At 72.5% G+C, this 20,836-nt stretch carries 21 protein-coding genes, 1 tRNA gene and 1 pseudogene; 14 read left to right on the top strand and 9 right to left on the bottom strand.

All coding sequences use genetic code 11. From position 1 onward, the window contains the following. Positions 1 to 117 precede the first annotated feature (117 nt). The 5 genes from Q0283_RS13935 to Q0283_RS13915 are packed head-to-tail and all read left to right on the top strand — an operon-like array spanning position 118 to position 4,341. On the top strand, positions 118 to 1,233 hold the full coding sequence (locus Q0283_RS13935; protein WP_298045159.1) for a HesA/MoeB/ThiF family protein: 1,116 nt from the start codon (positions 118 to 120) through the stop codon (positions 1,231 to 1,233). Next, entirely contained in the window at positions 1,226 to 2,623 is a 1,398-nt protein-coding gene (gene glp, locus Q0283_RS13930) for a gephyrin-like molybdotransferase Glp (RefSeq protein ID WP_183525233.1), read from the top strand. The genes Q0283_RS13935 and glp overlap by 8 nt, the downstream gene beginning before the upstream one ends. Next, the gene (gene moaC / locus Q0283_RS13925) at positions 2,623 to 3,168 is read left to right on the top strand and encodes a cyclic pyranopterin monophosphate synthase MoaC (protein WP_183525230.1); all 546 of its coding nucleotides are present in this window, start codon (positions 2,623 to 2,625) and stop codon (positions 3,166 to 3,168) included. The genes glp and moaC overlap by 1 nt, the downstream gene beginning before the upstream one ends. Before the next feature lies 1 nt (position 3,169). Beyond that, positions 3,170 to 4,102, top strand: coding sequence for an NTP transferase domain-containing protein (locus tag Q0283_RS13920; RefSeq protein ID WP_183525227.1), 933 nt, complete (start codon positions 3,170 to 3,172; stop codon positions 4,100 to 4,102). Continuing rightward, positions 4,102 to 4,341, top strand: coding sequence for a MoaD/ThiS family protein (locus tag Q0283_RS13915; protein ID WP_183525224.1), 240 nt, complete (start codon positions 4,102 to 4,104; stop codon positions 4,339 to 4,341). The genes Q0283_RS13920 and Q0283_RS13915 overlap by 1 nt, the downstream gene beginning before the upstream one ends. A 1-nt stretch (position 4,342) precedes the next feature. Here the strand turns inward: Q0283_RS13915 and Q0283_RS13910 are convergent, their stop codons facing one another. The 4 genes from Q0283_RS13910 to Q0283_RS13895 form a co-directional block, all read right to left on the bottom strand. Beyond that, positions 4,343 to 5,224: an SDR family oxidoreductase gene (locus Q0283_RS13910; protein ID WP_183525221.1), complete on the bottom strand. Its 882-nt coding sequence runs from the start codon at positions 5,222 to 5,224 to the stop codon at positions 4,343 to 4,345. 104 nt (positions 5,225 to 5,328) lie between these two features. Then, entirely contained in the window at positions 5,329 to 6,507 is a 1,179-nt protein-coding gene (gene moaA / locus Q0283_RS13905; protein ID WP_298045158.1) for a GTP 3',8-cyclase MoaA, read from the bottom strand. Next, positions 6,504 to 6,989: a molybdenum cofactor biosynthesis protein MoaE gene (locus tag Q0283_RS13900; protein WP_298045155.1), complete on the bottom strand. Its 486-nt coding sequence runs from the start codon at positions 6,987 to 6,989 to the stop codon at positions 6,504 to 6,506. The genes moaA and Q0283_RS13900 overlap by 4 nt, the downstream gene beginning before the upstream one ends. Continuing rightward, positions 6,976 to 7,485 (bottom strand): molybdenum cofactor biosynthesis protein B, encoded by a 510-nt coding sequence (locus Q0283_RS13895; RefSeq protein ID WP_183525215.1) that lies wholly within the window; start codon positions 7,483 to 7,485, stop codon positions 6,976 to 6,978. The genes Q0283_RS13900 and Q0283_RS13895 overlap by 14 nt, the downstream gene beginning before the upstream one ends. A 96-nt stretch (positions 7,486 to 7,581) precedes the next feature. Between Q0283_RS13895 and Q0283_RS13890 the strand changes: the two are divergent. Together Q0283_RS13890 and Q0283_RS13885 are read left to right on the top strand one after the other, a co-directional pair. Beyond that, positions 7,582 to 8,007, top strand: a pseudogene (locus tag Q0283_RS13890) (OsmC family protein); the annotation flags it as partial. Between the two features lie 147 nt (positions 8,008 to 8,154). After that, positions 8,155 to 8,628, top strand: coding sequence for a globin (locus Q0283_RS13885; RefSeq protein ID WP_298045161.1), 474 nt, complete (start codon positions 8,155 to 8,157; stop codon positions 8,626 to 8,628). Positions 8,629 to 8,640: 12 nt separating this feature from the next. Here Q0283_RS13885 and Q0283_RS13880 read toward each other — a convergent pair whose 3' ends face one another. Next, complete coding sequence (locus Q0283_RS13880; RefSeq protein WP_298045154.1) at positions 8,641 to 9,357, bottom strand: hypothetical protein; 717 nt, start codon at positions 9,355 to 9,357, stop codon at positions 8,641 to 8,643. A 115-nt stretch (positions 9,358 to 9,472) separates the two neighbouring features. On the opposite strand from Q0283_RS13880, the gene Q0283_RS13875 reads away from it, so the two are divergent. The 4 genes from Q0283_RS13875 to Q0283_RS13860 all read left to right on the top strand — a co-directional run bounded on the left by Q0283_RS13875 (position 9,473) and on the right by Q0283_RS13860 (position 13,810). Continuing rightward, positions 9,473 to 10,450, top strand: a complete 978-nt coding sequence (locus Q0283_RS13875; RefSeq protein WP_298045153.1) for an acyl-CoA thioesterase II — start codon at positions 9,473 to 9,475, stop codon at positions 10,448 to 10,450. 48 nt (positions 10,451 to 10,498) lie between these two features. Beyond that, positions 10,499 to 11,338: an N-formylglutamate amidohydrolase gene (locus tag Q0283_RS13870; RefSeq protein WP_298045152.1), complete on the top strand. Its 840-nt coding sequence runs from the start codon at positions 10,499 to 10,501 to the stop codon at positions 11,336 to 11,338. Next, on the top strand, positions 11,335 to 12,705 hold the full coding sequence (locus tag Q0283_RS13865; RefSeq protein ID WP_298045151.1) for a flavohemoglobin expression-modulating QEGLA motif protein: 1,371 nt from the start codon (positions 11,335 to 11,337) through the stop codon (positions 12,703 to 12,705). The genes Q0283_RS13870 and Q0283_RS13865 overlap by 4 nt, the downstream gene beginning before the upstream one ends. A 61-nt stretch (positions 12,706 to 12,766) precedes the next feature. Next, positions 12,767 to 13,810: a glutathione synthetase gene (locus tag Q0283_RS13860; protein ID WP_298045150.1), complete on the top strand. Its 1,044-nt coding sequence runs from the start codon at positions 12,767 to 12,769 to the stop codon at positions 13,808 to 13,810. A 78-nt stretch (positions 13,811 to 13,888) separates the two neighbouring features. On the opposite strand, the gene ettA is transcribed toward Q0283_RS13860, so the two are convergent. After that, on the bottom strand, positions 13,889 to 15,571 hold the full coding sequence (gene ettA / locus Q0283_RS13855) for an energy-dependent translational throttle protein EttA (protein WP_010144796.1): 1,683 nt from the start codon (positions 15,569 to 15,571) through the stop codon (positions 13,889 to 13,891). Positions 15,572 to 15,648: 77 nt separating this feature from the next. Continuing rightward, positions 15,649 to 16,194: a single-stranded DNA-binding protein gene (gene ssb, locus Q0283_RS13850; RefSeq protein WP_183525198.1), complete on the bottom strand. Its 546-nt coding sequence runs from the start codon at positions 16,192 to 16,194 to the stop codon at positions 15,649 to 15,651. A 210-nt stretch (positions 16,195 to 16,404) separates the two neighbouring features. Between ssb and Q0283_RS13845 the strand changes: the two genes are divergently transcribed. From Q0283_RS13845 to Q0283_RS13835, 3 genes are all read left to right on the top strand, one after another. Beyond that, positions 16,405 to 16,480: transfer RNA gene (locus Q0283_RS13845), tRNA-Arg, on the top strand. 48 nt (positions 16,481 to 16,528) lie between these two features. Continuing rightward, positions 16,529 to 18,166: a DUF2079 domain-containing protein gene (locus tag Q0283_RS13840; protein ID WP_298045149.1), complete on the top strand. Its 1,638-nt coding sequence runs from the start codon at positions 16,529 to 16,531 to the stop codon at positions 18,164 to 18,166. A 123-nt stretch (positions 18,167 to 18,289) separates the two neighbouring features. Beyond that, positions 18,290 to 18,895 carry a flavodoxin domain-containing protein gene (locus Q0283_RS13835; RefSeq protein WP_298045148.1) on the top strand — a complete coding sequence of 202 codons (606 nt, stop codon included), beginning with the start codon at positions 18,290 to 18,292 and terminating at the stop codon, positions 18,893 to 18,895. Positions 18,896 to 18,952: 57 nt separating this feature from the next. Here the strand turns inward: Q0283_RS13835 and Q0283_RS13830 are convergent, their stop codons facing one another. Next, positions 18,953 to 19,702, bottom strand: a complete 750-nt coding sequence (locus Q0283_RS13830; RefSeq protein ID WP_298045147.1) for a GAF and ANTAR domain-containing protein — start codon at positions 19,700 to 19,702, stop codon at positions 18,953 to 18,955. A 186-nt stretch (positions 19,703 to 19,888) separates the two neighbouring features. Then, entirely contained in the window at positions 19,889 to 20,797 is a 909-nt protein-coding gene (locus tag Q0283_RS13825; RefSeq protein WP_298045146.1) for a bifunctional methylenetetrahydrofolate dehydrogenase/methenyltetrahydrofolate cyclohydrolase, read from the bottom strand. Positions 20,798 to 20,836: the final 39 nt, after the last annotated feature.

The following is a 20,836-nucleotide window of genomic DNA, read 5'->3' as shown; positions in this document are numbered from 1 at the left end:
ACTTCACCATCGTCAACACCTACTTCCCCGGCCTGCACTCCTACGCCGGCATCCCCGAATGACCACCACCCCACCCTGGGCAGGCCGGTGCAGCCCCGTCCGGACTAGGGTGGGACCATGTCCAGCGCACAGCCGTATGAACGCACCCTGCGCCAGCGGACCCTGCCGCAGGTCGGTGACTCCGGACAGCAGTTGCTGGCCGGTGCCTCCGTGGCGGTGGTCGGTGCAGGCGGCCTGGGCTCGCCGGTCATCCAGTACCTCGCCGCAGCCGGCATCGGCACCCTGCACGTCATCGACGACGATCACGTGGAGCTCAGCAACCTGAACCGGCAGACCCTGCACGGGGTGGACACCCTCGGGGCGCTGAAGACCGAGGGGGCGGTGGCGGCCGCCGCCCGCCTGTCCCCCGAGACCACCGTGGTCCCCCACGCCGTGCGCCTCACCGACGCCAATGCCCGCGCACTGCTGGCGCCGGCCGACGTCATCATCGACGGCAGCGACTCCTTCCGGACCCGGTTCGTCGTCCACCGCGCCGCCCTCGCCCTGGGCCTGCCCGTGGTCTTCGGCGCCCTGTTCCAGTGGAACGCGCAGGTCACCGTGTTCTGGTCCGTCCCGCCGGCCGGTTCCGGACTGGCCCCGGTGGTGCTGACCGACGTGTTCCCGGACAACGCGGCGACCCACGCCTCGCCCGGTTGCGCCGAGGCCGGGGTGCTGGGCGCCGTCGTCGGGATCACCGGTTCCTTCCTGGCCCTGGAGACGATCAAGCTCATCCTCGGCACGGGCCGGCCGCTGGTGGGCCGGATGCTGCTGGTGGACGGCCTCGCCGGCACCACCGCCGAGATCCCGCTGGCCGGCCCCCCTGTCCCCTCGACGCGCGCCCCGTCGACCCCCGCCGTGCCGGCCGCCGCGACGGCACCGGGACCGATCCCCCCGGGGGACATACCCCCGCAGGCCCTGTGGATCGACGTCCGCCGTCCCGAGGAGTCCGCCGAACGCCCCGGGCCCGGCGGCGCCGTGCTCCTCCCCCTGGACCGGGTGCTGCGCCTGGACCGTGGTCCGGACGCGCCCCTGCCACCGGACCACCCGCTGGCCGGACTCGCCCCGGACCGGCCCCTGCTGCCGTTCTGCGCCGCCGGCCCGCGCAGCGCCACCGCCGCCCGGCACCTGGCCGGTCTCGGCTGGCCGGTGGCCGGGTACCTCGACGGCGGGTTGCCGGGAGCGTTCCGTGGCTGAATTCCACTACATCCCGGTCGCCGACCACCAGGCGCGCGTCCTGCGCGTGGTCCCCCTCCTGGCGGAGGACACGGTCGGTCTCGAGGACGCCGCCGGCCACACCCTGGCCCGGGACGCCGTCGCCGCCCTGGACCTGCCGCCCTGGGACAACTCGGCCATGGACGGGTACGCCGTCCGCTCCGCGGACACCACCTCCGCCACCACGGACGCCCCCGTGCGGCTGGACGTCGTCGCCGAACTGCCCGCCGGCACCGACCTGGACCCGCCGCTCGCGCCGGGCCAGGCCGCCCGGATCATGACCGGGGCCCCCCTGCCCACGGACGCGGACGCCGTCGTGCCCCTGGAGGACACCGTGGGATGGGACCCGGCCGCCCCGACCGCGGGGACCACCCGGCCGGACCACGTGGAGCTGAGCGCACCGGTCGCGGCCGGCCGTCACGTCCGTCCTCGGGGTGACGACGTCCGGACAGGCCACCGGGTGGCCTCCGCCGGGCAGGAACTGGCCCCGCACCGGCTCTCCGCGGTGGCCGCCGCGGGCATCGCCGCGGTGACGGTCCGGCGCCGGCCGCGCGTGGTGGTCGTGAGCACGGGCAGTGAACTGGTCGCCCCGGGCGAACCGGTGCGCCGGGGGCAGATCCCCGACTCGAACTCCCACCTGCTCACCGCCCTGGTCCGCGCCAGCGGTGGCGAGGTGGTCCACCGGGGGCAGGTCTCCGACGACCCGGCTCGGTTGCGCGACCTGCTGGTGTCCACGGCGGCGGACAGCGACGCGGTCATCGTCACCGGCGGGGCCAGCGTGGGTGCCCATGACGTCGCCCGTCTCGTCCTCGCCCCGGACGCGGTCGGCGGGGTACCGCTCGAGCGCCGTCCTGCCGTCCCCGGCTCCCCGGGGGATGTTTCGCCCACCCCGCGCGGGACCGGCGGCGGTCCGGAGACCCCCACGGGCCCCCTGAACCACGTCGATGACCGTGCGGTCCGCTTCGACCGGGTCGCCGTGCAGCCCGGCAAGCCCCAGGGGTTCGGGCTCCTGCCGGACGGCCGGCCGGTCTGGTCCCTGCCCGGGAACCCGGTCAGCGCCTGGGTGAGCTACCTGGTGTTCGTTGAGCCCGGGTTGCTCGCCATGCAGGACCGGGCGGCACCGCTGGCGGACTGGCACCCCGTCACCACGGACGAGGGGTGGCGCTCCCCGCCGCGCCGCGAGCAGTTCGTGCCGGTCCGCGTGGTCTCCGCGCCCGGTGAACCGGTGCGGGTGGCCCAGGCGACCGAACGGGGCTCCGGCTCCCACCTGGCCGGGCGCATGGCCCGGGCCACCGGCCTGGTGCGCGTCCCGGCCGCCACGACCGAGGTGTCCGCCGGGGACACCGTCCTCTACCGAGCCCTGGAGGCCTGATGACACCCGCTGACCGTTCCGCCACCGAGACCGCCGCGGCCACCGGTTCGCCCGGGGCCTCCGGCGCCGATGGCTTCACCCACCTGGACGGCGACGGTTCCGCCCGGATGGTGGACGTGACCGCGAAGTCCCCCACCGTGCGCGCCGCCACCGCGGAGGCCACGGTGCTGGTCTCCCCCGAGGTCCTCGCCGCGCTCACCGGGGGCACCGTGCCCAAGGGCGACGTCTGGGCGGTGGCCCGGATCGCCGGCATCCAGGCCGCCAAGCGGTGCGCCGAGCTGTTGCCCCTGGCGCACGTGATCGGCGTGCACGGGGCCACCGTGGACTTCGAGGTCGGCCAGGACCGCATCCGCATCCTCGCCACCACCCGCACGGCCGACCGGACAGGGGTGGAGATGGAGGCGCTCACCGCCGCCTCCGTGGCCGGGTTGGCCATGGTGGACATGGTCAAGGGCCTGGACCGCTCGGTCGAGCTGACCGGGATCCGGTTGCTGGAGAAGACCGGCGGCCGCTCAGGGACCTGGCGGCGCGGAGACCGCGCGTGAGATGAGCGACCTGACGGCGGTCATCCTCTCCGGGGGCGCCTCCCGGCGCATGGGCCGGGACAAGGCCTCCCTGGTGTTCGACGGGCTCACACTCCTCGAGCGCACCGCTGCGGCCGTGCGGGCAGCCGGGGCCACACGGGTCGTCGTGGTCGGCGATCCACCGGTCGCCGGTCCGGCCGGCGCGTCGACAGCCACCGCGTCCGGGACCTCGGCCCTGGCCGGCGCCACGTTCCTCCGCGAGGACCCGCCCCGCTCCGGCCCGGTGGCCGCGCTGGAGGCCGCCCTGGGCGCGGTGGACACCTCGTGGATGCTGCTGGTGCCGTGCGACCTGGCGCGGCCCGCCGGGGCCTGCCGCGCCCTGCTGGACGTCGCCCTCGGGCCGGGCCGGGACGGCGCGGTGGCCGTGGACGCGACCGGCCACGTCCAGCACCTGACCGCGCTGCTGGACGTGGCCGCCCTGCGTGCCACCGCCCGGCCGGGCATCACCCGGGTGCGGGAGCGGCTGGCGCCGCTCGACCTGCTCGAGGTCCCGGAGCCCGCGGGCTCCCCCGGGCTCTGGGACGATATGGATACCCCCGAGGACATGGCCCGTGCGCGGGCCGGGAGAGGAGCTGCCGTGACGGATGAGCGGGACAACGAGGTGCCGGGGCTGCGGGACTGGATGGCCGCCGTCGTGGCCGAGCTGGGCCTTCCCGAGGACGTGATCGTCCCCTCGCCCCTGCTGGACACGGCCCGGGACGTGGCCAATGCCGTCGTGCGGCCCGGGGCCCCGATGAGCACCTACCTGATCGGCGTGGCCCTGGGACTCCAGCTGGCCGGAGCCGGCGCCGCGGGGGACACCGACCAGGACACCGCGCAGCGGGTTCGAGAGCTCGCCGCGCGGGTCCAGGACCTGGCCGCCCGGTACGACGCCGGCCCGGCGGGGGCGCGCTGATGGCCCGCGTGCGCCTGTTCGCCGGGGCCGCGGACATCCTCGGCGCCTCCGAACTCCGGCTGGACGCGGTCACGGCGGGCGAGCTGCGTGCCGCCCTGACCGCGGACCACGGCATAAGCGCCGAGCGGGTCATCGCCCGGTGCTCCCTGCTGGTGGACGGGGTCCGCGCCGTGGATGACGGCCACCCGGTCCGCGAGGACTCCCTGGTGGACGTGCTGCCGCCCTTCGCCGGGGGCTGACTCAGGAGGGCGCCGGGGACCCGTCGGGTCCGGACCCCGGCACGGCCGCGCGGGCCCCGTCCTGCCGGCCGGTGAAGTGATCCATGGTCCGGTTCACGCCGAGGGCGTCCATGACCCGGTCGAAGAAGCGCGTCGGCAGCGCGCGCAGGGCGGGCAGGGAGCGCACGAGCGGGGGCAGGACGAGCTGCTGCCGACCGGATTCGATGGCGTCGACCACCGCCTCGGTCACCTCGTCCGGGTCCAGGATCGGCAGCAGCCTCGGGAACCGGGTCTGCACGCCGGCGAACATGCCGGTGTCGATGTAGAACGGGCAGACGGTGAGGGTGTTGATGCGGTGCCCGTCGGCGCGCAGCTCGTTGCGCAGGGACTCCATGAAGCCGACCGCCGCCCACTTGGACGCGGAGTAGTCCGCCTGCCGGGCCACGCCCACCAGGCCCGCGGCGCTCGCGATGGTGACGACGCTGCCGTGCCCGCGCTCGATCATCCCTGCGAGGAACGCCCGGGTGACCCAGTACAGGGCCAGGACGTTGACCTGCATGGTCCGCTCGATGGCCTCGTCCGGGAGGTCCAGCAGCCGGGCGCCCGAGACCACGCCGGCGTTGTTGACCACCACGTCCACCGCCCCGGCCTGTCCCGCGGCCCGGCGGACGGCCTCGCGGTCGGTCACGTCGACCACGCAGGACCGGGCTGTGCCACCGGCCGCACGGACCTGTTCCACGGTGGCCGCACCGGCCTGCGCCGAGAGGTCCCACACGATCACCTCCGCGCCGCGGCGGGCGGCCTCCACGGCCATGAGGCGGCCCAGGCCGGACCCGCCGCCGGTGATGAGCACGCGAGCGCCGCGCAGGCGGTACCCCCTGGCCTCGTGCAGGTTCCCGGCCATCGACTGCTCCCTCTTCGGTCGGCTCTGATTCGTCCCGCCCACGAAGTTACCCTGCGGTAGTCACCGCCGCCACCGGTCGTGGGGCCGCCCCTCGGCCTGTCCGCTCAACCACCGATCGCGTTCATCCCGCGGCCGGGCTGGACGAACCCGGGGTCGTCGATCCCGTGCCCGGCCTTCTTGGCCGCCACGGACACGTGCATGGCCGCGGCGAGCTCGGCGTCGGTGGCGCCCTCGCGCAGCAGTGTGCGCAGGTCGGTCTCCTCGCGGGCGAACAGGCAGTTGCGCAGCTGCCCGTCGGCCGTGAACCGCAGCCGGTCGCAGTCCCCGCAGAACGGTGCCGAGACCGAGGCGATCACGCCCACGGTGTGGGGCCCGCCGTCCACGGTGTACAGCGCCGCGGGCGAGGAACCGCGGCCGGGCACCTCCGCCAGTTCGAACCGCTCCGCCAGCCGCTCGAGGATCTCCTCGCCGGAGACCAGGTGGTCCCGGCGCCAGGTGTGCCCGGCATCCAGCGGCATCTGCTCGATGAAGCGCATCTGAGCGTCCTGGGACACCGCGAAGGCCACCAGGTCGGCCAGTTCGTCATCATTGACCCCGCGCATGGCCACCGCGTTGAGCTTGAGCGGGCGCAAGCCCGAGTCCCGCGCCGCGGCGATGCCTGCGAGGACGTCGGCGTGCCGGTCGCGGCGGGTCAGGTCCCGGAACCGGTCCGGGCGCAGCGTGTCCAGCGAGATGTTCACGCGGGTCAGCCCGGCGGACCGCAGGGCGGGCATCCGCCGGTCCAGGGAGATCCCGTTGGTGGTCATGGCGATCGGCAGGGTGCCGCCGTCCGGCAGCGCGATCGCGGCCAGCCGGGCCACGATGTCCTCCAGGTCCGCCCGCAGCAGCGGCTCCCCGCCGGTCAGCCGCACCCCGGTGATGCCGTGGGTCACGGCGACACGGACCAGCCGCTCGATCTGTCCGGCGTCCAGCAGCTCGTCCTTCGGCGTGAACGGCCCGGCGTCCTCCGGCATGCAGTAGGTGCAGCGCAGTGAGCACTTGTCCGTCAGCGAGACCCGCAGGTCCCGGTGGGCCCTTCCGAACCCGTCCGTGAGGGCGCCCGCCAGGTGCCCGCCGCCGGTCTGCGTCCGGCGCACGACGTCGGCCAGCTCCCCGCGCGTGGGCAGCAGCCGGACCGCCTCGGGGCCGCCCGCGGGGTCCTGGCCCGCAGCGGACGTCCCGGCCGGTGCGGCGCCCGGCGCGGTGACGGTGCGGGTGGTCAGGACGACGGGCACCCCGGTCACGGCAGCCCCACCCAGTGAGCGTCCCCGGACGCGGTGTGCTGGCGCTTCCAGATGGGCACCTCGGCCTTGATGTCCTCGACCACGGCGCGGCAGGTCTCGAAGGCCTCCGCGCGGTGGGCGGAGGCGACCGCGACCACCAGGGCGAGGTCCCCGACGTCGAGGTGGCCGGTCCGGTGCGCCGCGGCGATCCGGACCTCGCCGGCCGGGTCCTGCGGCCCCCGGGCGTGGCTGGCGAGGATCTCGCGCAGGATCCGCTCGGCGTCCGGGTGGGAGCTGTAGTCCAGGGAGGTGACGGTGCCCTCGGCCTCCGGGTCGTGGTCGCGGACGATCCCGGTGAAGGTCAGTGCCGCACCGCACCGGGCGTTCACCACCGAGGCCTCCAGCGCCGCCGCGTCCAGGGGGCGGTCCGTGACGACGGCCGGTGGCGCGGTGTCCGGCGGCGCGGTGTCCGGTGGCGCGAGGGGTCGGTCAGGAGCGGACATGGTCACCTCCGTCGAGCTGGTCCACCAGGTGGGGCAGCAGCGGGGCGAGCAGTGGAACGGCCTGCTCGGCCGCCCGGCGCGACCCCGGCAGGGTCACGACGACGACCGGCCGGTGCCCGTCCGGCAGCGGCGGGTCGACGACCCCGGCCACGCCGCGCGAGAGCACCGCGGCCGGTGTCTGCTGGCGACCCGCACTGCGCAGCAGCTCCGGGATGCCGGGCAGGTGCCGGGTGATCAGCGGGGTCACGGCCTCGGGCGTGCGGTCCCGCGGGCCGACCCCGGTCCCGCCGAGGGTGAGCACCACGCGTGCCCCGCCGAGGCAGGCCGCGGCGACGGCCTCGCCCACCGGCACGTCGCCGTCGGGAACCACGCGGTGGTCCAGCGGCCAGTCCGGCAGCGCCTCGGACAGCAGGGCGCGGACCGCCGCGCCGGCCGTGTCCTCAGCGGTCCCGGCCGACACCCGATCGGAGACCGTGAGGAGGTGAATCGTGTGCATGCTGCCTCCCAGGTCGCCAGTCTACGGAGGTCGTCAATGCGACGGGACCGTGGCCCGGAATCCGGCGGCCCAGTCCGGGGGCGGTAGCGTGGAAGGGTGGAACACACCTTCTCATTGCGCGCCGAATGGACCGGGAACCGGGGCACCGGGACCTCCGGATACAAGGACTACGCCCGCGACCTGGTCATCCAGGCCGAGGGACCCGGAGAACTGTCCGGATCGGCCGCCCGCGCCTTCCACGGTGACGAGGAGCGGTGGAACCCGGAGCAGTTGCTGCTGGCGGCGCTCGCGGAGTGCCACCTGCTGTCCTACATGCAGGCGGCCACCGCCGCGGGGATCGTGGTCACCGGAGCCTCCTGCCGCGCCGAGTGCGTGCTCACCTTCGGGCCCGACGGCGGTTCGGTCACCTCCGCGACCCTGTCCCCCGAGATCTGGCTCGCCGACGAGTCCCAGCGTGACGCGGCCGAGGCCCTGCACGCGAGGGCCCACGAGCAGTGCTTCATCGCCCGCTCGGTGAACTTCCCGGTGGAGATCGTCCCGCAGCAGGTCCGGCAGATGCGCCACCTGCCGGACTTCGGCAGTCGGCTCGGAGCGCCGATCGCCGTGCTCACGCCGCGTCAGGGCAAGGCACCCAGCCGGGTGACCGGCCTGGAGAACCGGCCCGGGATGATGCCGGCGCCCACGCCTCCCGCGGCGACTCCCCCCGCGGCGGCCACCGGGCCGGCGTCGGGAGCGGGTGCCGCGTCGGCCCCCGGAGGGGCGCAACCGGAGAACGCCTCGTTCTACGACCAGGTGGGCGGGCACCAGACCTTCGCGAAGCTGGCCCGCGTGTTCTACGAGGGCGTGGCCGAGGACCCGGGGTTCCGTGCGATGTACCCCGAGGAGGACCTCGGCCCGGCCGAGGACCGGTTGCGGATGTTCCTGGAGCAGTACTGGGGCGGTCCGCGCACCTACGGCGAGCAGCGCGGCCACCCCAGGCTGCGCATGCGCCACGCGCCCTTCACGATCGACTTCGCGGCCCGGGACGCCTGGCTGCGGCACATGCGGGTGGCCGTGGACTCCCTGGAGCTGGCCCCGCTGCACGAGCAGACCCTGTGGGACTACCTCGAGCGGGCCGCCCATTCCATGGTGAACTCCGTCTGAGGGGCCCGTCCCCTACAGGGCCATCGGCTGGCGGCACAGCACGAACCCGGCCGGGCTGGACAGCCGGACCCACGGGCCCGAGGTGTGGACCGTGGTGGTGCCCCCGGGGGTGAGGAAGCCCAGCCCGTGGGCGGCGAACGCGGCCCCGGCCGGCAGGAACCCGTCCCCGGCCTCCACGGAGGTGCCCCCGAGCAGCCGCCCCCACACGGCCGCGCGGGCCTGGGCGACCATCGAGGCCCCCGGGTCCTGCGGCAGTGCGGCCCCGAGCTCGCGGATCCCGTCCTGGGCAACCTGCTGGAGCTCGTCGTCCGCGACGGCGGCCACCGACGACCAGCCCGAGCGCGGCGGTGTCACGGCCGTCCACGGGGCGGCCTCGGTGACCGGGGGCAGGGTCAGGGCGGTGCGCGAGGTGGAGGTCATCCGGGCCAGGCGCTCCAGGACCGAGGACAACGGGTAGACCTCGTCCCAGCCGTCGGCGCCGGCCCGGTCCAGGCGGAAGGTCCGCAGGCCCAGCGCCACCGGCACGCGGTCCCCCAGCCCCCGGGGCTGCAGGACCGAGACCCATGCGGCCAGGACGGGGCCGACCACCTGCAGGCGCATCCCGGTGTCCGCCATGGTGCGGGCCCGGGTGGCATACCGCTCCAGGTCGGCGACGGCGTCGAGGTCCTCCAGGACGAGTTCCTGACCGGGCGCGGGCGTATCGGGTGCGGGCGTATCGGGGGCGGGCATGGCCCCCATTCTCCCATCGCCGGCCCGGGGTGAGGCCGGGGTGAGTGACAGGGATAGACTGGCGGGCAGGTTACCAACAGGTAGCCCTTCCTCGTCACGGTCGGAGGGACGGTCCATGGTGGCTGACAGGGTGCGGAGGCAACGGGGCAGGTTCCCCGAGGACCCCACGGAGGTGTTGCGCCAGGTCCTGACACTCACCGAGGACGGGCCCGATGAGGCGCGCGGGATCCGCTTCACCGGCCTCACCCCGCCCCAGGCCCGGGGACGGGTCTTCGGGGGCCAGGTGATGGCCCAGGCCCTGATGGCCGCGATCCGCACCGTCGACCCGGACCGGGCGATCCACTCGATGCACGGGTACTTCATCCGCCCCGGCGACGCCCTCAAGCCGATCTCCTTCGCGGTGGAGGACCTGCGCGACGGACGCTCGTTCTCGGTGCGCCGGGTGCAGGCGGAACAGGACGGCGTGACGATCCTGTCCCTGATCTGCTCGTTCCAGGAGCCGGCCCCGGGAATCGAGCACCAGTCCCCCATGCCCTCCGGGGTCCCGGACCCGGAATCGCTGCCGAGCACCTCCCAGCGCCTGGGCCACCTCCAGCATCCGGTGGCCCAGGAGTGGTCCTGGGCCCGCCCCTTCGACATCCGTCACGTGGACGCCCCGATCGAGGCCACCCCCGCCCGGGAGAGGGTGGCCACCAACATGGTGTGGATGAAGACGTTCTCCACCCTGGAGGGTGACGCGAACCTGCACCGCGCGGCGCTGGCCTACGTCTCGGACTACACCCTGCTCGAGCCGGTCCTGCGCCGTCACGGCCTGGCATGGGTCCGCCCCGGCATGAGCGTGGCGTCCCTGGACCATGCGATGTGGTGGCACCGGCCGGCCCGGGTGGACGAGTGGCTGCTCTACGTCCAGACCAGCCACTCCGCCCAGGGTGCCCGCGGCCTCAGCCACGGCCGGATCTACTCCCGCGAGGGTGAGCTGGTGGCCTCCGTGGCCCAGGAGGGCATGCTCCGGGTGCCCGCGGGCACCAAGTACCGGGTGCAGGGCGCCGTCCAGAACCTGTTCCTGAAGACCGCGTGGCGCCCCTCCCGATAAGCCATTACCCCCTGCCCCCGGGTACCCCTTGTGGTCTACCTTGAGGGCATGCACATGCACGCCGACATGGACACGGGCTCCGGACCGGACCGGATCCTCACCGTCGTGGGCTCCTGGGACACCCAGGTCGCCTACACGGCCGTGCACGCGGGCCATGACCTGCGGGAGGAGGTCCGGGACCTGATGGTGCTTGACGAGGCCGTCCGGTTCCGGGAGGAGGATCCCTATTCCGACCGGATCGGCGCCGGGATCGGCTCGGGCATGGTCATGCACCGGTCCAGGTTCGAGGCCGACCTCAACCGTCCCCGGAGCACCTGCGTCTGCGTCGTCCCGGAGCAGTGCTGGGGGCTCCGGGTCTGGCGGGACGGGCAACTGCCCCCGGACGTCGCCTGCCGGAGCCGGCAGGTCCACGACGCCTGGTTCGCCGAGCTCGAGCGCCGGGTCGCCCGGCTGGCGGCCCGGGGCCCGTTCGTGGTCTTCGACCTGCACACCTACAACCATCGCCGCGACGGTCCCGACGCCGCGCCCGCACCCCAGGAGGGCAACCCGGACGTCAACGTGGGCACCGGCACCCTGGACCGGCAGCCCTGGATCCCCGTGGTCGACGCGTTCATGGAGGCGCTGTCCGCACCGGTCATCCCGGCCACCGGGCGACGACTGGACGTGCGGGAGAACGTGCGGTTCTGGGGCCAGAACGAGGGACGCTGGGTCCACCGGCGGTTCCCCGACACCGCCTGCGTGCTCGCCCTGGAGTTCAAGAAGACCTTCATGGACGAATGGACCGGTGAGGTGGACGACGCCCACCTGGGCCAGCTGGCCGACGCCCTGGCCGCGACGGTGGCCCCGGTGGAGGCGGCATTGCGGGAGGTCTCGGTGCCGACGCCATGAGCAAGAAGACGGACAACAAGACCGGGAACAAGTCCGGCAACAAGGCTGCATCCAAGACCGGGAGCAAGACCGGGAGCACGTCCGGTCCCGCCTCGGATGCCAGGACGAGCGGGACGTCGGCCGGGACGCCGGGAGCTGCGAAGACGGCGCGGAAGATCACCGCCATCACTCTCGGCGACAGGACGGACGGCGTGCGGCCTCCCGGTGACCGGGACGGCATCACGGCATCTCTGCGCGACCGGGCGATCGATCACGAGCTGGCACTGGTCTCGCGGTCCTTCCGGTTCCTCCTGGACGTGACGCCCATGAACGTGGAGCAGGCCCGGGCGGAGTTCCTGGCCACCGGTGAACTGCCGGAGTTCCGGTACCGGACGCTGGAGGACGACCCGGACGTACTGCGTCAGGTGCTCAAGGACATGCCCATCCGGGACGTGGACGACCCCGTCCTCGGCACGCTGTTGCGTGAGAAGCACCGCGAGCTGGGCCTGCAGATCGAGATGCTCGAGGCGCGGGACACCGCGGATTTCATGCCCCTCAGCATCGAACTGTACGGAGCCATCACCCCGGCGTTGCGGCAGATCGCCGATCGCCTCATGAGCACGGTGACTGTGCCGGAGGGCGCCGGGAAGAGCCTGGATGCGCACGAGGTGCTGACGCTGGCCCAGGAGGAGATCGACTACTACCGGGAGCAGGATGCCGACATCGAGATGCACGCCGAGATCCGCAAGGACGTCTCCGGCGTGATGGTCTCCGGGGAGTCCCTGATCCTGGGTCCGCAGTCCAAGGTCCAGAAGGTCCGCGCCCACGCCCTGATGCAGCACGAGGTCGGCACCCATCTGGTCACCCAGGTCAACGGGGCCACCCAGCCCATCAAGGTGATGGGCACGGGGTTGTCCGGGTACGACGAGACCCAGGAGGGCCTTGCCGTGCTGGCCGAGGTGGCCAGCGGTGGACTGACCGCCTTCCGCCTGCGTCAGCTGGCCACCCGGATCATCACGGTGCACCGCATGGTCACCGGCGCCAGTTTCCGGGACGCGCACGACGCGCTCGTGGAGGAGGGGGTCCCCGCCTCCTCGGCCTTCACCACGACCATGCGTGCCTTCCGGTCCGGTGGCCTGACCAAGGACGCCATCTACCTGCGCGGCGTGCTCGACCTGATCGAGCACCTGCGCGCCGGCGGGACCCTGGACCTGTTGCTGCTGGGCAAGTTCTCGCTGCAGGACCTGCCCCTGGTGACCGACCTGAGGGACCGTGGCGTCCTGCAGCCACCCCGGCTCCAGCCGCGCTGGCTGACCGAGAGGGACTGCATCGAGCGGTTGGACCGGCTGGCGGACCTGGATGATCCGGCCGACCTGGTGAACCGTTGAGGACCCTCGGCCGGCCCGGCCGAAGGCGACCCCACTCGCTGTACCTGTTGATCGGAGGTCCATGAACATCGGATTCGTCGTCAACGACGTCGCCACCGAGAAGTCCACGTACACCACGACGCGTCTGGCGATGGCCGCCACGCAACTGGGGCACGAGGCGCTGCTGACGGGTACCGGGGACTTCTCGTACGCACCGGACGGTACCCTCTCCGTGCGGGCCCACGGCACCGCGGCGAGGAATTACCGCTCGCTGGACCGGTACCTGGCGGACGTGCAGAAGCCCCGGTCCGCCCGCCAGGTCCCCATCCAGGACTTCGACGTGGTAATGCTGCGCAATGACCCCGCCGATGACGCGAAGGAGCGTCCGTGGGCCTCCACGGCGGCCGTGGCCTTCGGCCGGTTGTTCGCCGCCAACGGCGTCCTGGTGGTCAACGACCCGCTCACCCTGGCCGGTGCCCTGTCCAAGGCCTACTTCCAGCACTTCCCCGACGTCGTGCGCCCGAGGACGCTGATCTCCCGGGACCAGCAGATGATCTCGGAGTTCATCGACGAGATGAACGGCAAGGCGGTGCTCAAGCCCCTCCAGGGTTCGGGAGGCAAGGGCGTGTTCGTGGTGGACCGCAAGGAGGCCCCGAACCGGAACCAGATCGTGGAGGCCATCGCCCGGGACGGGTACGTCGTGGCGCAGGAGTACCTGCCCGAGGCCAAGGACGGGGACGTGCGGATGATGCTCATGAACGGCACGCCCCTCCAGGTCGGCGGGAAGTACGCGGCGTTCCGCCGTCGCACCGCCAGTGGAGAGGTGCGGTCGAACATGTCGGCCGGGGGAACCGCGGAGGCCGTGCGGGTCACCGAGGAGATGCTGTACCTGGCCGAGGTGGTCCGTCCGAAGCTCATCGCGGACGGCTTGTTCCTGGTCGGCCTGGACATGGTCGGTGACAAGCTCATGGAGATCAACGTGTTCTCCCCGGGCGGCCTCGGCTCGTGCCTGCGGCTCTACGGCAAGGACTTCGCCGCCGCCGTCATCCAGGACCTCGAGCGCAAGCTGAGGGTCCGGAGTCACTACACCGAGGACCTGTGCAACGCCCGGCTGGCCACGATCTGAGACCACGCACGACGGCGGCCCCCACCTCGGTGGTGGGGGCCGCCGTCGTCGGGCGTCCGGCGTGGTGCCGGGACCGGTTCAGTCGCGGGTGAGCTTGCGGTGCGTGACCCGGTGCGGGCGCGCCGCCTCGGGGCCGAGCCGCTCGACCTTGTTCGCCTCGTAGGACTCGAAGTTGCCCTCGAACCAGTACCAGTTCGCGGGGTCCTCCTCGGTGCCCTCGTAGGCCAGCATGTGCGTGGCCACCCGGTCCAGGAACCAGCGGTCGTGCGAGATGACCACGGCGCACCCCGGGAACTCCAGCAGGGCGTTCTCCAGCGAGGTCAGGGTCTCGACGTCGAGGTCGTTGGTGGGCTCGTCGAGCAGCAGCAGGTTGCCGCCCTCCTTGAGGGTCAGTGCCAGGTTCAGGCGGTTGCGCTCACCGCCGGAGAGCACCCCGGCCTTCTTCTGCTGGTCCGGGCCCTTGAAGCCGAACGCCGAGACGTAGGCCCGCGAGGGCATCTCGACCTGGCCGACCTTGATGTAGTCCAGGCCGTCGGAGACGACCTCCCAGAGGGACTTCTCCGGGTCGATGCCTCCGCGGGACTGGTCCACGTAGGAGATCTTCACGGACTCGCCGACCTTCAGGTCGCCGTCGTCGAGGGGCTCGACGCCCACGATGGTCTTGAACAGGGTGGTCTTGCCGACGCCGTTGGGCCCGATGATCCCGACGATGCCGTTGGGCGGCAGGGAGAAGGACAGGCCATCGATCAGCACGCGGTCGCCGAAGCCCTTCTTCAGGTTCTTCGCCTCGATGACCTGGGTGCCCAGGCGCGGCCCCGGCGGGATCTGGATCTCCTCGAAGTCCAGCTTCCGGGTCTTCTCGGCCTCGGCGGCCATCTCCTCGTAGCGGGCCAGACGGGCCTTCGACTTGGCCTGGCGGCCCTTGGCGTTGGAGCGGACCCAGTCCAGTTCCTCGCTGAGCCGCTTGGCCAGCTTGGCGTCCTTCTTGCCCTGGACCTCCAGGCGGGCGCGCTTCTTCTCCAGGTAGGTCGAGTAGTTGCCCTCGTACGGGTACAGCCGGCCGCGGTCGACCTCGGCGATCCACTCGGCCACGTGGTCGAGGAAGTACCGGTCGTGGGTGATGGCGATGACGGCGCCCGGGTAGGCGGACAGGTGCCCCTCGAGCCACTGGACGGACTCGGCGTCGAGGTGGTTGGTGGGCTCGTCGAGCAGCAGCAGGTCCGGCTTCTGCAGCAGCAGCTTGCACAGGGCCACGCGACGGCGCTCACCACCGGAGAGCTTGGTGACGTCCGCGTCGGGGTCGGGCAGCTGCAGGGCGTCCATGGCCTGATCGAGCTGGGAGTCGATGTCCCAGGCGTCGGCCGCGTCGATCTCCTCCTGGAGCTTGCCCATCTCCTCCATCAGGGAGTCGAAGTCGGCATCGGGATCGGCCATCTGCTCGGAGATCTCGTTGTAGCGCTGGATCTTGCCGAGGATCTCCCCGACGCCCTCCTGCACGTTCCCGAGCACGTCCTTCTCCTCGTTGAGCGGGGGCTCCTGCAGCAGGATGCCCACCGTGTAGCCGGGTGAGAGCCTGGCCTCGCCGTTGGAGGGCTGGTCCAGCCCCGCCATGATCTTCAGGATCGTGGACTTGCCCGCACCGTTGGGGCCGACCATGCCGATCTTCGCCCCCGGATAGAAGGACATCGTCACGTCGTCCAGGATCAGCTTGTCGCCCACTTTCTTGCGGGCCTTGACCATGGTGTAGATGAATTCCGCCATTCCTCAAGGCTAGTCGGTGGCCGCCGCATTTCCCGCATCGGCCGAAGGCGGCGGCCACCGCGTACAGTCCGGCCCGCTCAGGCGAGCGTCAGGTCCCGCTCCTGCCCGGGTACCTCCGCCTCGTCGGGAGCGTCCGGCCCGTCCTCCAGGACCTCGCCGGTCGACCGGTCGACGCGGGGCTCGTCGTCCTCGCCGAACGGTCCCTCGGCCGGGGCGTCACCGGCGTCGACAACCGGTCCGCCGGCGGCGGTTGCGTCGCCCGTCCGCCCACTGGACCGGGAGAACCGGGCGGTGCCGAGGGTGAGGTCGTGGCCGATGGAGTCGGCCTCGATCTCGACGGCAGTCCCGGTCCGGTCCCCGGCCTCCCAGGGGCGGACCTTGAGCCGGCCGGTGATGATCACCGGCATGCCCTTGGCCAGGGAGGCCCCCGCGTTCAGGGCCAGCGCCCGGAACATGTTGATCGTGAACCAGTTGGTCTGCCCGTCGACCCAGGCGTTGGCCTCCCGGTCGAAGCGCCGGTCGGTGGCGGCCAGTCGGAAGTTGCCGACGGAGAAGCCTGCCTGGGCCATGCGGACCTGCGGATCGGTGGCCACGAAGCCACGGACGGTGATGTGTTCGCTCATGAGGGGGCCTTTCGGTGGACCGGCCGTGGCCGGCGAGTGAGCCGGCGTCGGCAAGTGGTCTCCGCCGCCGGGCCGGGCGTCATGCCCGGTCCTTCCCAGCACATCGCCCCGGCCGCGTCCCGCACAGGGGTCCCACCGGGGCCCGGGCACAACGCGCCGGTGACCCGTGACCTGTGGAGTTCCGTGCGGCCGGTAGAATGGCCGGGCCCAGCCCCAGTAGCTCAGTGGATAGAGCAGGAGCCTTCTAATCTCTTGGTCGGGGGTTCGACTCCCTCCTGGGGCGCCATGTGACCGGCGTGGACCGCGCGAAAGGTGGACTGTGCAGGATCCGACGATGAACGCCCGCCGCCTTCCCCGCTGGGTCATCGGCACCCAGCCGGACCGCCGGGACGGTGCGGACACCGTGGGACCCACCACCACCGCAGGCCAGTGGCTGCAGCTCGGGGCCGTGATGGCCGTGGCGGCCGTGCTCTACCTCGTCCACTCCTTCCTGCGCTTCCGCAATTTCGAGGCCAAGGGCTACGACCTCGGCATCTTCGACCAGGCGGTGCGCCAGTACGCCCTGTTCCGGGAGCCGATCGTCCCGGTCAAGGGTGTGGACTTCAACATCCTCGGCGACCACTTCCACCCGGTCCTGGCGTTGCTGGCCCCGCTGTACTGGATCTGGGACGACCCACGGGTGCTGAACATCGCCATGACGGCGCTCCTGGTCTCCACGGCCATTCCCGTCTATCTGTTCGCCCGCCGCCGGTTCTCCCACGTCATCGCGCTCACCGGCGCCGGGGCGATGCTCCTGTGGTGGCCGTTCCAGGCCATGGTCAACTGGGACTTCCACGAGATCGCCGTCGGGGTGCCGGTCATCGCCTGGGTCGTCTGGGCCATCGACGGCCGCCGGTACTGGCTGGCCACCGTGCTGGCCCTGACCCTGCTGTCCGTGCGCGAGGACATGGGCATCACCCTGCTGGCCATCGCGATGGTGCTGGCCGTCAAGCGCGCCTGGGTACCCGCCGTCGTCACCGCCGTTCTGGGCGTGGCCGGTTACGTCTTCGCCACCTCCGTGGTGATCCCCCGTTTCTCCCCGGAGGGCGAATTCGGCTACTGGCAGTTCACCGCGCTGGGGCCGGACATGGGGTCCTCGATCGCCTTCATGCTCACCCAGCCCCTCGACGCGTTCGCGGTGCTCTTCGACCACCCGCTGAAGGTCGCCCTGTGGCTGCTGCACTTCGTGGCGTTGTGGCTGCTGCCGCTCTTGTCCCCCTACACGCTGATCGGCATGCCGATCCTGGCCTCCCGGTTGTTCAACGACCGGCTCAACGTGTGGAGCCCGGTCTACCAGTACGACGCGATCCTGGCGCCGGTCTTCCTCATGGCCGCGCTGGAGGCGCTGGCGCGCATCGGGGCCTGGCGGCACGCCCGGCAGGTGCGCGCGTCCGGTCCCCCGGAACCCCCGTCCGGTCACGACGACGGCGCCCTCGCCTCGGGCGCCGGCAGTCACCGGCTGCCCCGGGCCGCGGGGGCGGGTGTACGCGGTTGGCGGGTGCCGGCCGTCTTCGTGTCCGTCCTGCTGGGCTGCGGGGTGATCGGCACCGTGCTCTTCCCGCAGGTCTTCCCGTTCCAGCGCACCGTCACCGGGGACACCTGGCAACGGACCGAGTGGGCGCGGGCCCTGGATCGCGCCGTGGGGATGATCCCGGACGACGTGTGCATCGAGGCGGCGGACAACGCGGTGCCGCACCTGGTGGACCGCACCTACGTCGGCCTGCACGGGGACATCGGCGATGACCTGGCGACCTGGATGATCATCGACACCACGGTCGAGGAGCTCGGTGGCTGGGACCCGCTGACCCCGGACCAGGCCCTGGAGCGTGCCGAGCGGCTCGGCTACGGGGTGGTCAGCGAGGACGACCACGGCATCTGGGTGCTGCACCGCGACCGGCCGGTGGATCCGGTGTGCGCGGACTACGTGCCGTAGCACCGGCGCGGGACGGGCGCGCCGTACCGTGCGGTTGATCAGGGCTTTCCGTGCCCGACGACCCCGGCCTACCCTCGGGGCGAGGAGTTCGAGCCCGCACCCCCTAGCGCGAGGACGTCCACCGTGGAATCTGCACACCCCGCACGCCGTCGGGCCGTCCCCGGCGGGCAGGGAGCACCGGAGGAGGCAGCGCCGCGGGTGCTGGTCGGATATGCCAGCGCCCACGGCTCCACGGCCGAGATCGGCCAGCGCATCGCCGAGGTGCTCGGACGCGCCGGGCTGAGGGTGGAGGTGCTGCCGCTGCAGCAGGCCCCGAGCCCGGAGGGGTATGCGGCCGTGGTGCTGGGCAGCGCCATCCACCAGCAGGAGTGGTTGCCGACGGCCGCCGGGTACATCACCCGCCATGCCCACGCCCTGCGAGCGCGTCCGGTGTGGTTGTTCAGCGTGGGCATGACCTCGGCCCTGCCCCGCTGGATCCGCCGGAGCGCCCGCGCCGGCCAGGACCGACGTCTGGCCCAGGCGCTGCGGGACCAGGCAGCTCCCCGCGGACACCTGCTGGTGTCGGGAGTGGTCACCCCCGGGCAATTCCCCCGATGGGTCAGAACCCTGTTCCGGGTGTTCGGCGCGCAGTTCGGCGACTACCGTGACTGGGCCCGCATCGAGGCCTGGGCGCAGGGCATCGCCGGGAGCCTGACGGCCGTTCCCCCGACGCACGCCTCCGGCCCCTGAGGTCGTCGAGGCCACGGGTCATCCGGTGCGGTGAGGATCCCTGTCCCATCGCGAGGGTCACCCGGGCGGAGGGAGACCGGGGTCGGCCGCGGCGGCGGCGATGATCTCCTCGGCGCGTTCCCGCACGGGGACGCCCCGCTGCCGGCTGGATTCGCGGAGCACCTGGAACGCCTGCTCTGGGCCGCACGCATGTCTGCTCATCAGCACGCCCGTGGCCTGATCGATCACGGTGTGCCTGGTCGGGGCCGGTGGCCCGTGTTCCAGCAGGTCGGGGCGACGCAACAGCCTGACGGCCAGTTCCAGCGCCCGTGACGCCTCGGCGGCGAAGCGCTTGCCCTCCAACAGTTCACGCTGGCCGAAGGCGTACGGCTGGTTGGAGTACAGGTTGAGCGCGCCCACGGCGGAGTCCCCGCCGTGCAGTGGCAGTGACAACGTCGAGAGTGCCCCCAGGGACACGGCACCCTCCCGGTAGGTGTCGAACCGGTGCTCGGTGGTGAGGTTGTCGACGAGGACGACCTGGTTGGTGCGCAGTGCGGTCAGGCACGGGCCCTCGTCGTACCGGTACTGGATCTCATCGAACCGGTAGGTGTCATCCTCGCTGCTGGCCACTGTCGCCGGATGCCCCTCGCGCACGACCGTGACGCCGACGAAGACGTCGGGGCCGAGAACGTCGGCAGCGGCATTCACCAGGGCCTGCAGGAAGCCCTCGAAGTGCTCGGTCGCCAGAACCTGTCCCCGCGCCCTGAGCGCGTGACCGGAGTCATCCTCCCCGGCGGGGTGGGTCGCGGCGCTCTGCTCAGTCATCATGACACCGGGAATCCCGGGGGTGTGAGCCCCGCGTTCGACAGCAGCGGAGGCGGCGCTCCCATGACACGCCTGGAGGGACTCCGACCGAACGATATTGGCACGGCAGGGCTCCCGCGACCAATACTCCTTCGACCGTCCCCCGGTGGTGGCTGGCGGGACGACACCGTGCAGGTGGATTCAGCCCGGTCAGGGCCTTGCCGCGGCCGCGGGAACCCTGGTAGCGGCCTGGCGCTCGGCGGCCTCGACGACGTTGGCGACCAGCATCACCCGGGTCATCGGACCGACCCCGCCGGGGTTGGGCGAGACCCACGAGGCCACCTCGGCCACGGCGGGCTCCACGTCGCCCACGGTGCGCTGACGCCCGTCCGCGTCAACCGTCAGCGAGACACCGACGTCCAGCACGATCGCTCCCGGCGCGACGTCCTCCTTCCGCACCATGTGCGCCGAACCGGCCGCGGCGATGACGACGTCGGCGCGGGAGAGTTCCCCGCGGAGGTCCTGCGTCCCGGTGTGCGCCAGCGTCACGGTGGCGTTGACGTCCTTGCGGGTCAGCACCAGCCCGGCCGGCCGGCCGATGGTCACGCCCCGGCCGATGACCAGGACCCGTCGGCCGGACAGGTCGATCCCGTGATGTCGCAGCAGCTCCACGCAACCGGCCGGCGTGCACGGCAGGGGGGACTCCAGCTGCCCGGAGACCGAGGCCACGAGACGGCCCAGGTTCACCGGGTGCAGTCCGTCCGCGTCCTTGTCCGGGGCGATCCGTTCCAGCACCCGCTGCGTGTCGATGTGCGGGGGCAGCGGCAGCTGGACGATGTATCCGGTGCAGTCCGGGTCCTGGTTGAGCTCGTCCAGCACCGCGAGCAGTTCTTCCTCCGTGACCGACTCCGGCAGGTCCCGGCGGATGGAGGCCACACCGACCTCGGCGCAGTCCCGGTGCTTGCCGGCCACGTAGGACCGCGATCCCGGATCCTCACCCACCAGCACCGTGCCCAGTCCGGGGACGAGGCCGTGCTCGGCCAGCCTGGCCACCCGCGCGGCCAGGTCCTTCTTCATCGCGGCGGCCGTCGCGCGGCCGTCCAGTACTCGGGCAGTCATGTCATGGGCCTCTCGAGGTCGTCCGTAGGGATGGGCGGG

This window comes from uncultured Citricoccus sp. (assembly GCF_937871995.1).
Lineage (GTDB): Bacteria > Actinomycetota > Actinomycetes > Actinomycetales > Micrococcaceae > Citricoccus.
The sequence above is the reverse complement of the archived record's forward strand: the minus strand, read 5'-3'. Positions and strand labels throughout refer to the sequence as shown.

Bases quoted from the DNA above. Each gene is read 5' to 3' on its own strand.
- Q0283_RS13935 (WP_298045159.1), top strand. From the start codon at position 118: ATGTCCAGCGCACAGCCGTATGAACGCACCCTGCGCCAGCGGACCCTG.
- moaC (WP_183525230.1), top strand. From the start codon at position 2,623: ATGACACCCGCTGACCGTTCCGCCACCGAGACCGCCGCGGCCACCGGT.
- Q0283_RS13920 (WP_183525227.1), top strand. From the start codon at position 3,170: ATGAGCGACCTGACGGCGGTCATCCTCTCCGGGGGCGCCTCCCGGCGC.
- Q0283_RS13915 (WP_183525224.1), top strand. From the start codon at position 4,102: ATGGCCCGCGTGCGCCTGTTCGCCGGGGCCGCGGACATCCTCGGCGCC.
- Q0283_RS13910 (WP_183525221.1), bottom strand. From the start codon at position 5,224: ATGGCCGGGAACCTGCACGAGGCCAGGGGGTACCGCCTGCGCGGCGCT.
- Q0283_RS13900 (WP_298045155.1), bottom strand. From the start codon at position 6,989: ATGTCCGCTCCTGACCGACCCCTCGCGCCACCGGACACCGCGCCGCCG.
- Q0283_RS13895 (WP_183525215.1), bottom strand. From the start codon at position 7,485: ATGCACACGATTCACCTCCTCACGGTCTCCGATCGGGTGTCGGCCGGG.
- Q0283_RS13885 (WP_298045161.1), top strand. From the start codon at position 8,155: ATGCCGGCGCCCACGCCTCCCGCGGCGACTCCCCCCGCGGCGGCCACC.
- Q0283_RS13880 (WP_298045154.1), bottom strand. From the start codon at position 9,357: ATGCCCGCCCCCGATACGCCCGCACCCGATACGCCCGCGCCCGGTCAG.
- Q0283_RS13875 (WP_298045153.1), top strand. From the start codon at position 9,473: ATGGTGGCTGACAGGGTGCGGAGGCAACGGGGCAGGTTCCCCGAGGAC.
- Q0283_RS13870 (WP_298045152.1), top strand. From the start codon at position 10,499: ATGCACATGCACGCCGACATGGACACGGGCTCCGGACCGGACCGGATC.
- Q0283_RS13865 (WP_298045151.1), top strand. From the start codon at position 11,335: ATGAGCAAGAAGACGGACAACAAGACCGGGAACAAGTCCGGCAACAAG.
- Q0283_RS13860 (WP_298045150.1), top strand. From the start codon at position 12,767: ATGAACATCGGATTCGTCGTCAACGACGTCGCCACCGAGAAGTCCACG.
- ettA (WP_010144796.1), bottom strand. From the start codon at position 15,571: ATGGCGGAATTCATCTACACCATGGTCAAGGCCCGCAAGAAAGTGGGC.
- ssb (WP_183525198.1), bottom strand. From the start codon at position 16,194: ATGAGCGAACACATCACCGTCCGTGGCTTCGTGGCCACCGATCCGCAG.
- Q0283_RS13840 (WP_298045149.1), top strand. From the start codon at position 16,529: ATGAACGCCCGCCGCCTTCCCCGCTGGGTCATCGGCACCCAGCCGGAC.
- Q0283_RS13830 (WP_298045147.1), bottom strand. From the start codon at position 19,702: ATGATGACTGAGCAGAGCGCCGCGACCCACCCCGCCGGGGAGGATGAC.
- Q0283_RS13825 (WP_298045146.1), bottom strand. From the start codon at position 20,797: ATGACTGCCCGAGTACTGGACGGCCGCGCGACGGCCGCCGCGATGAAG.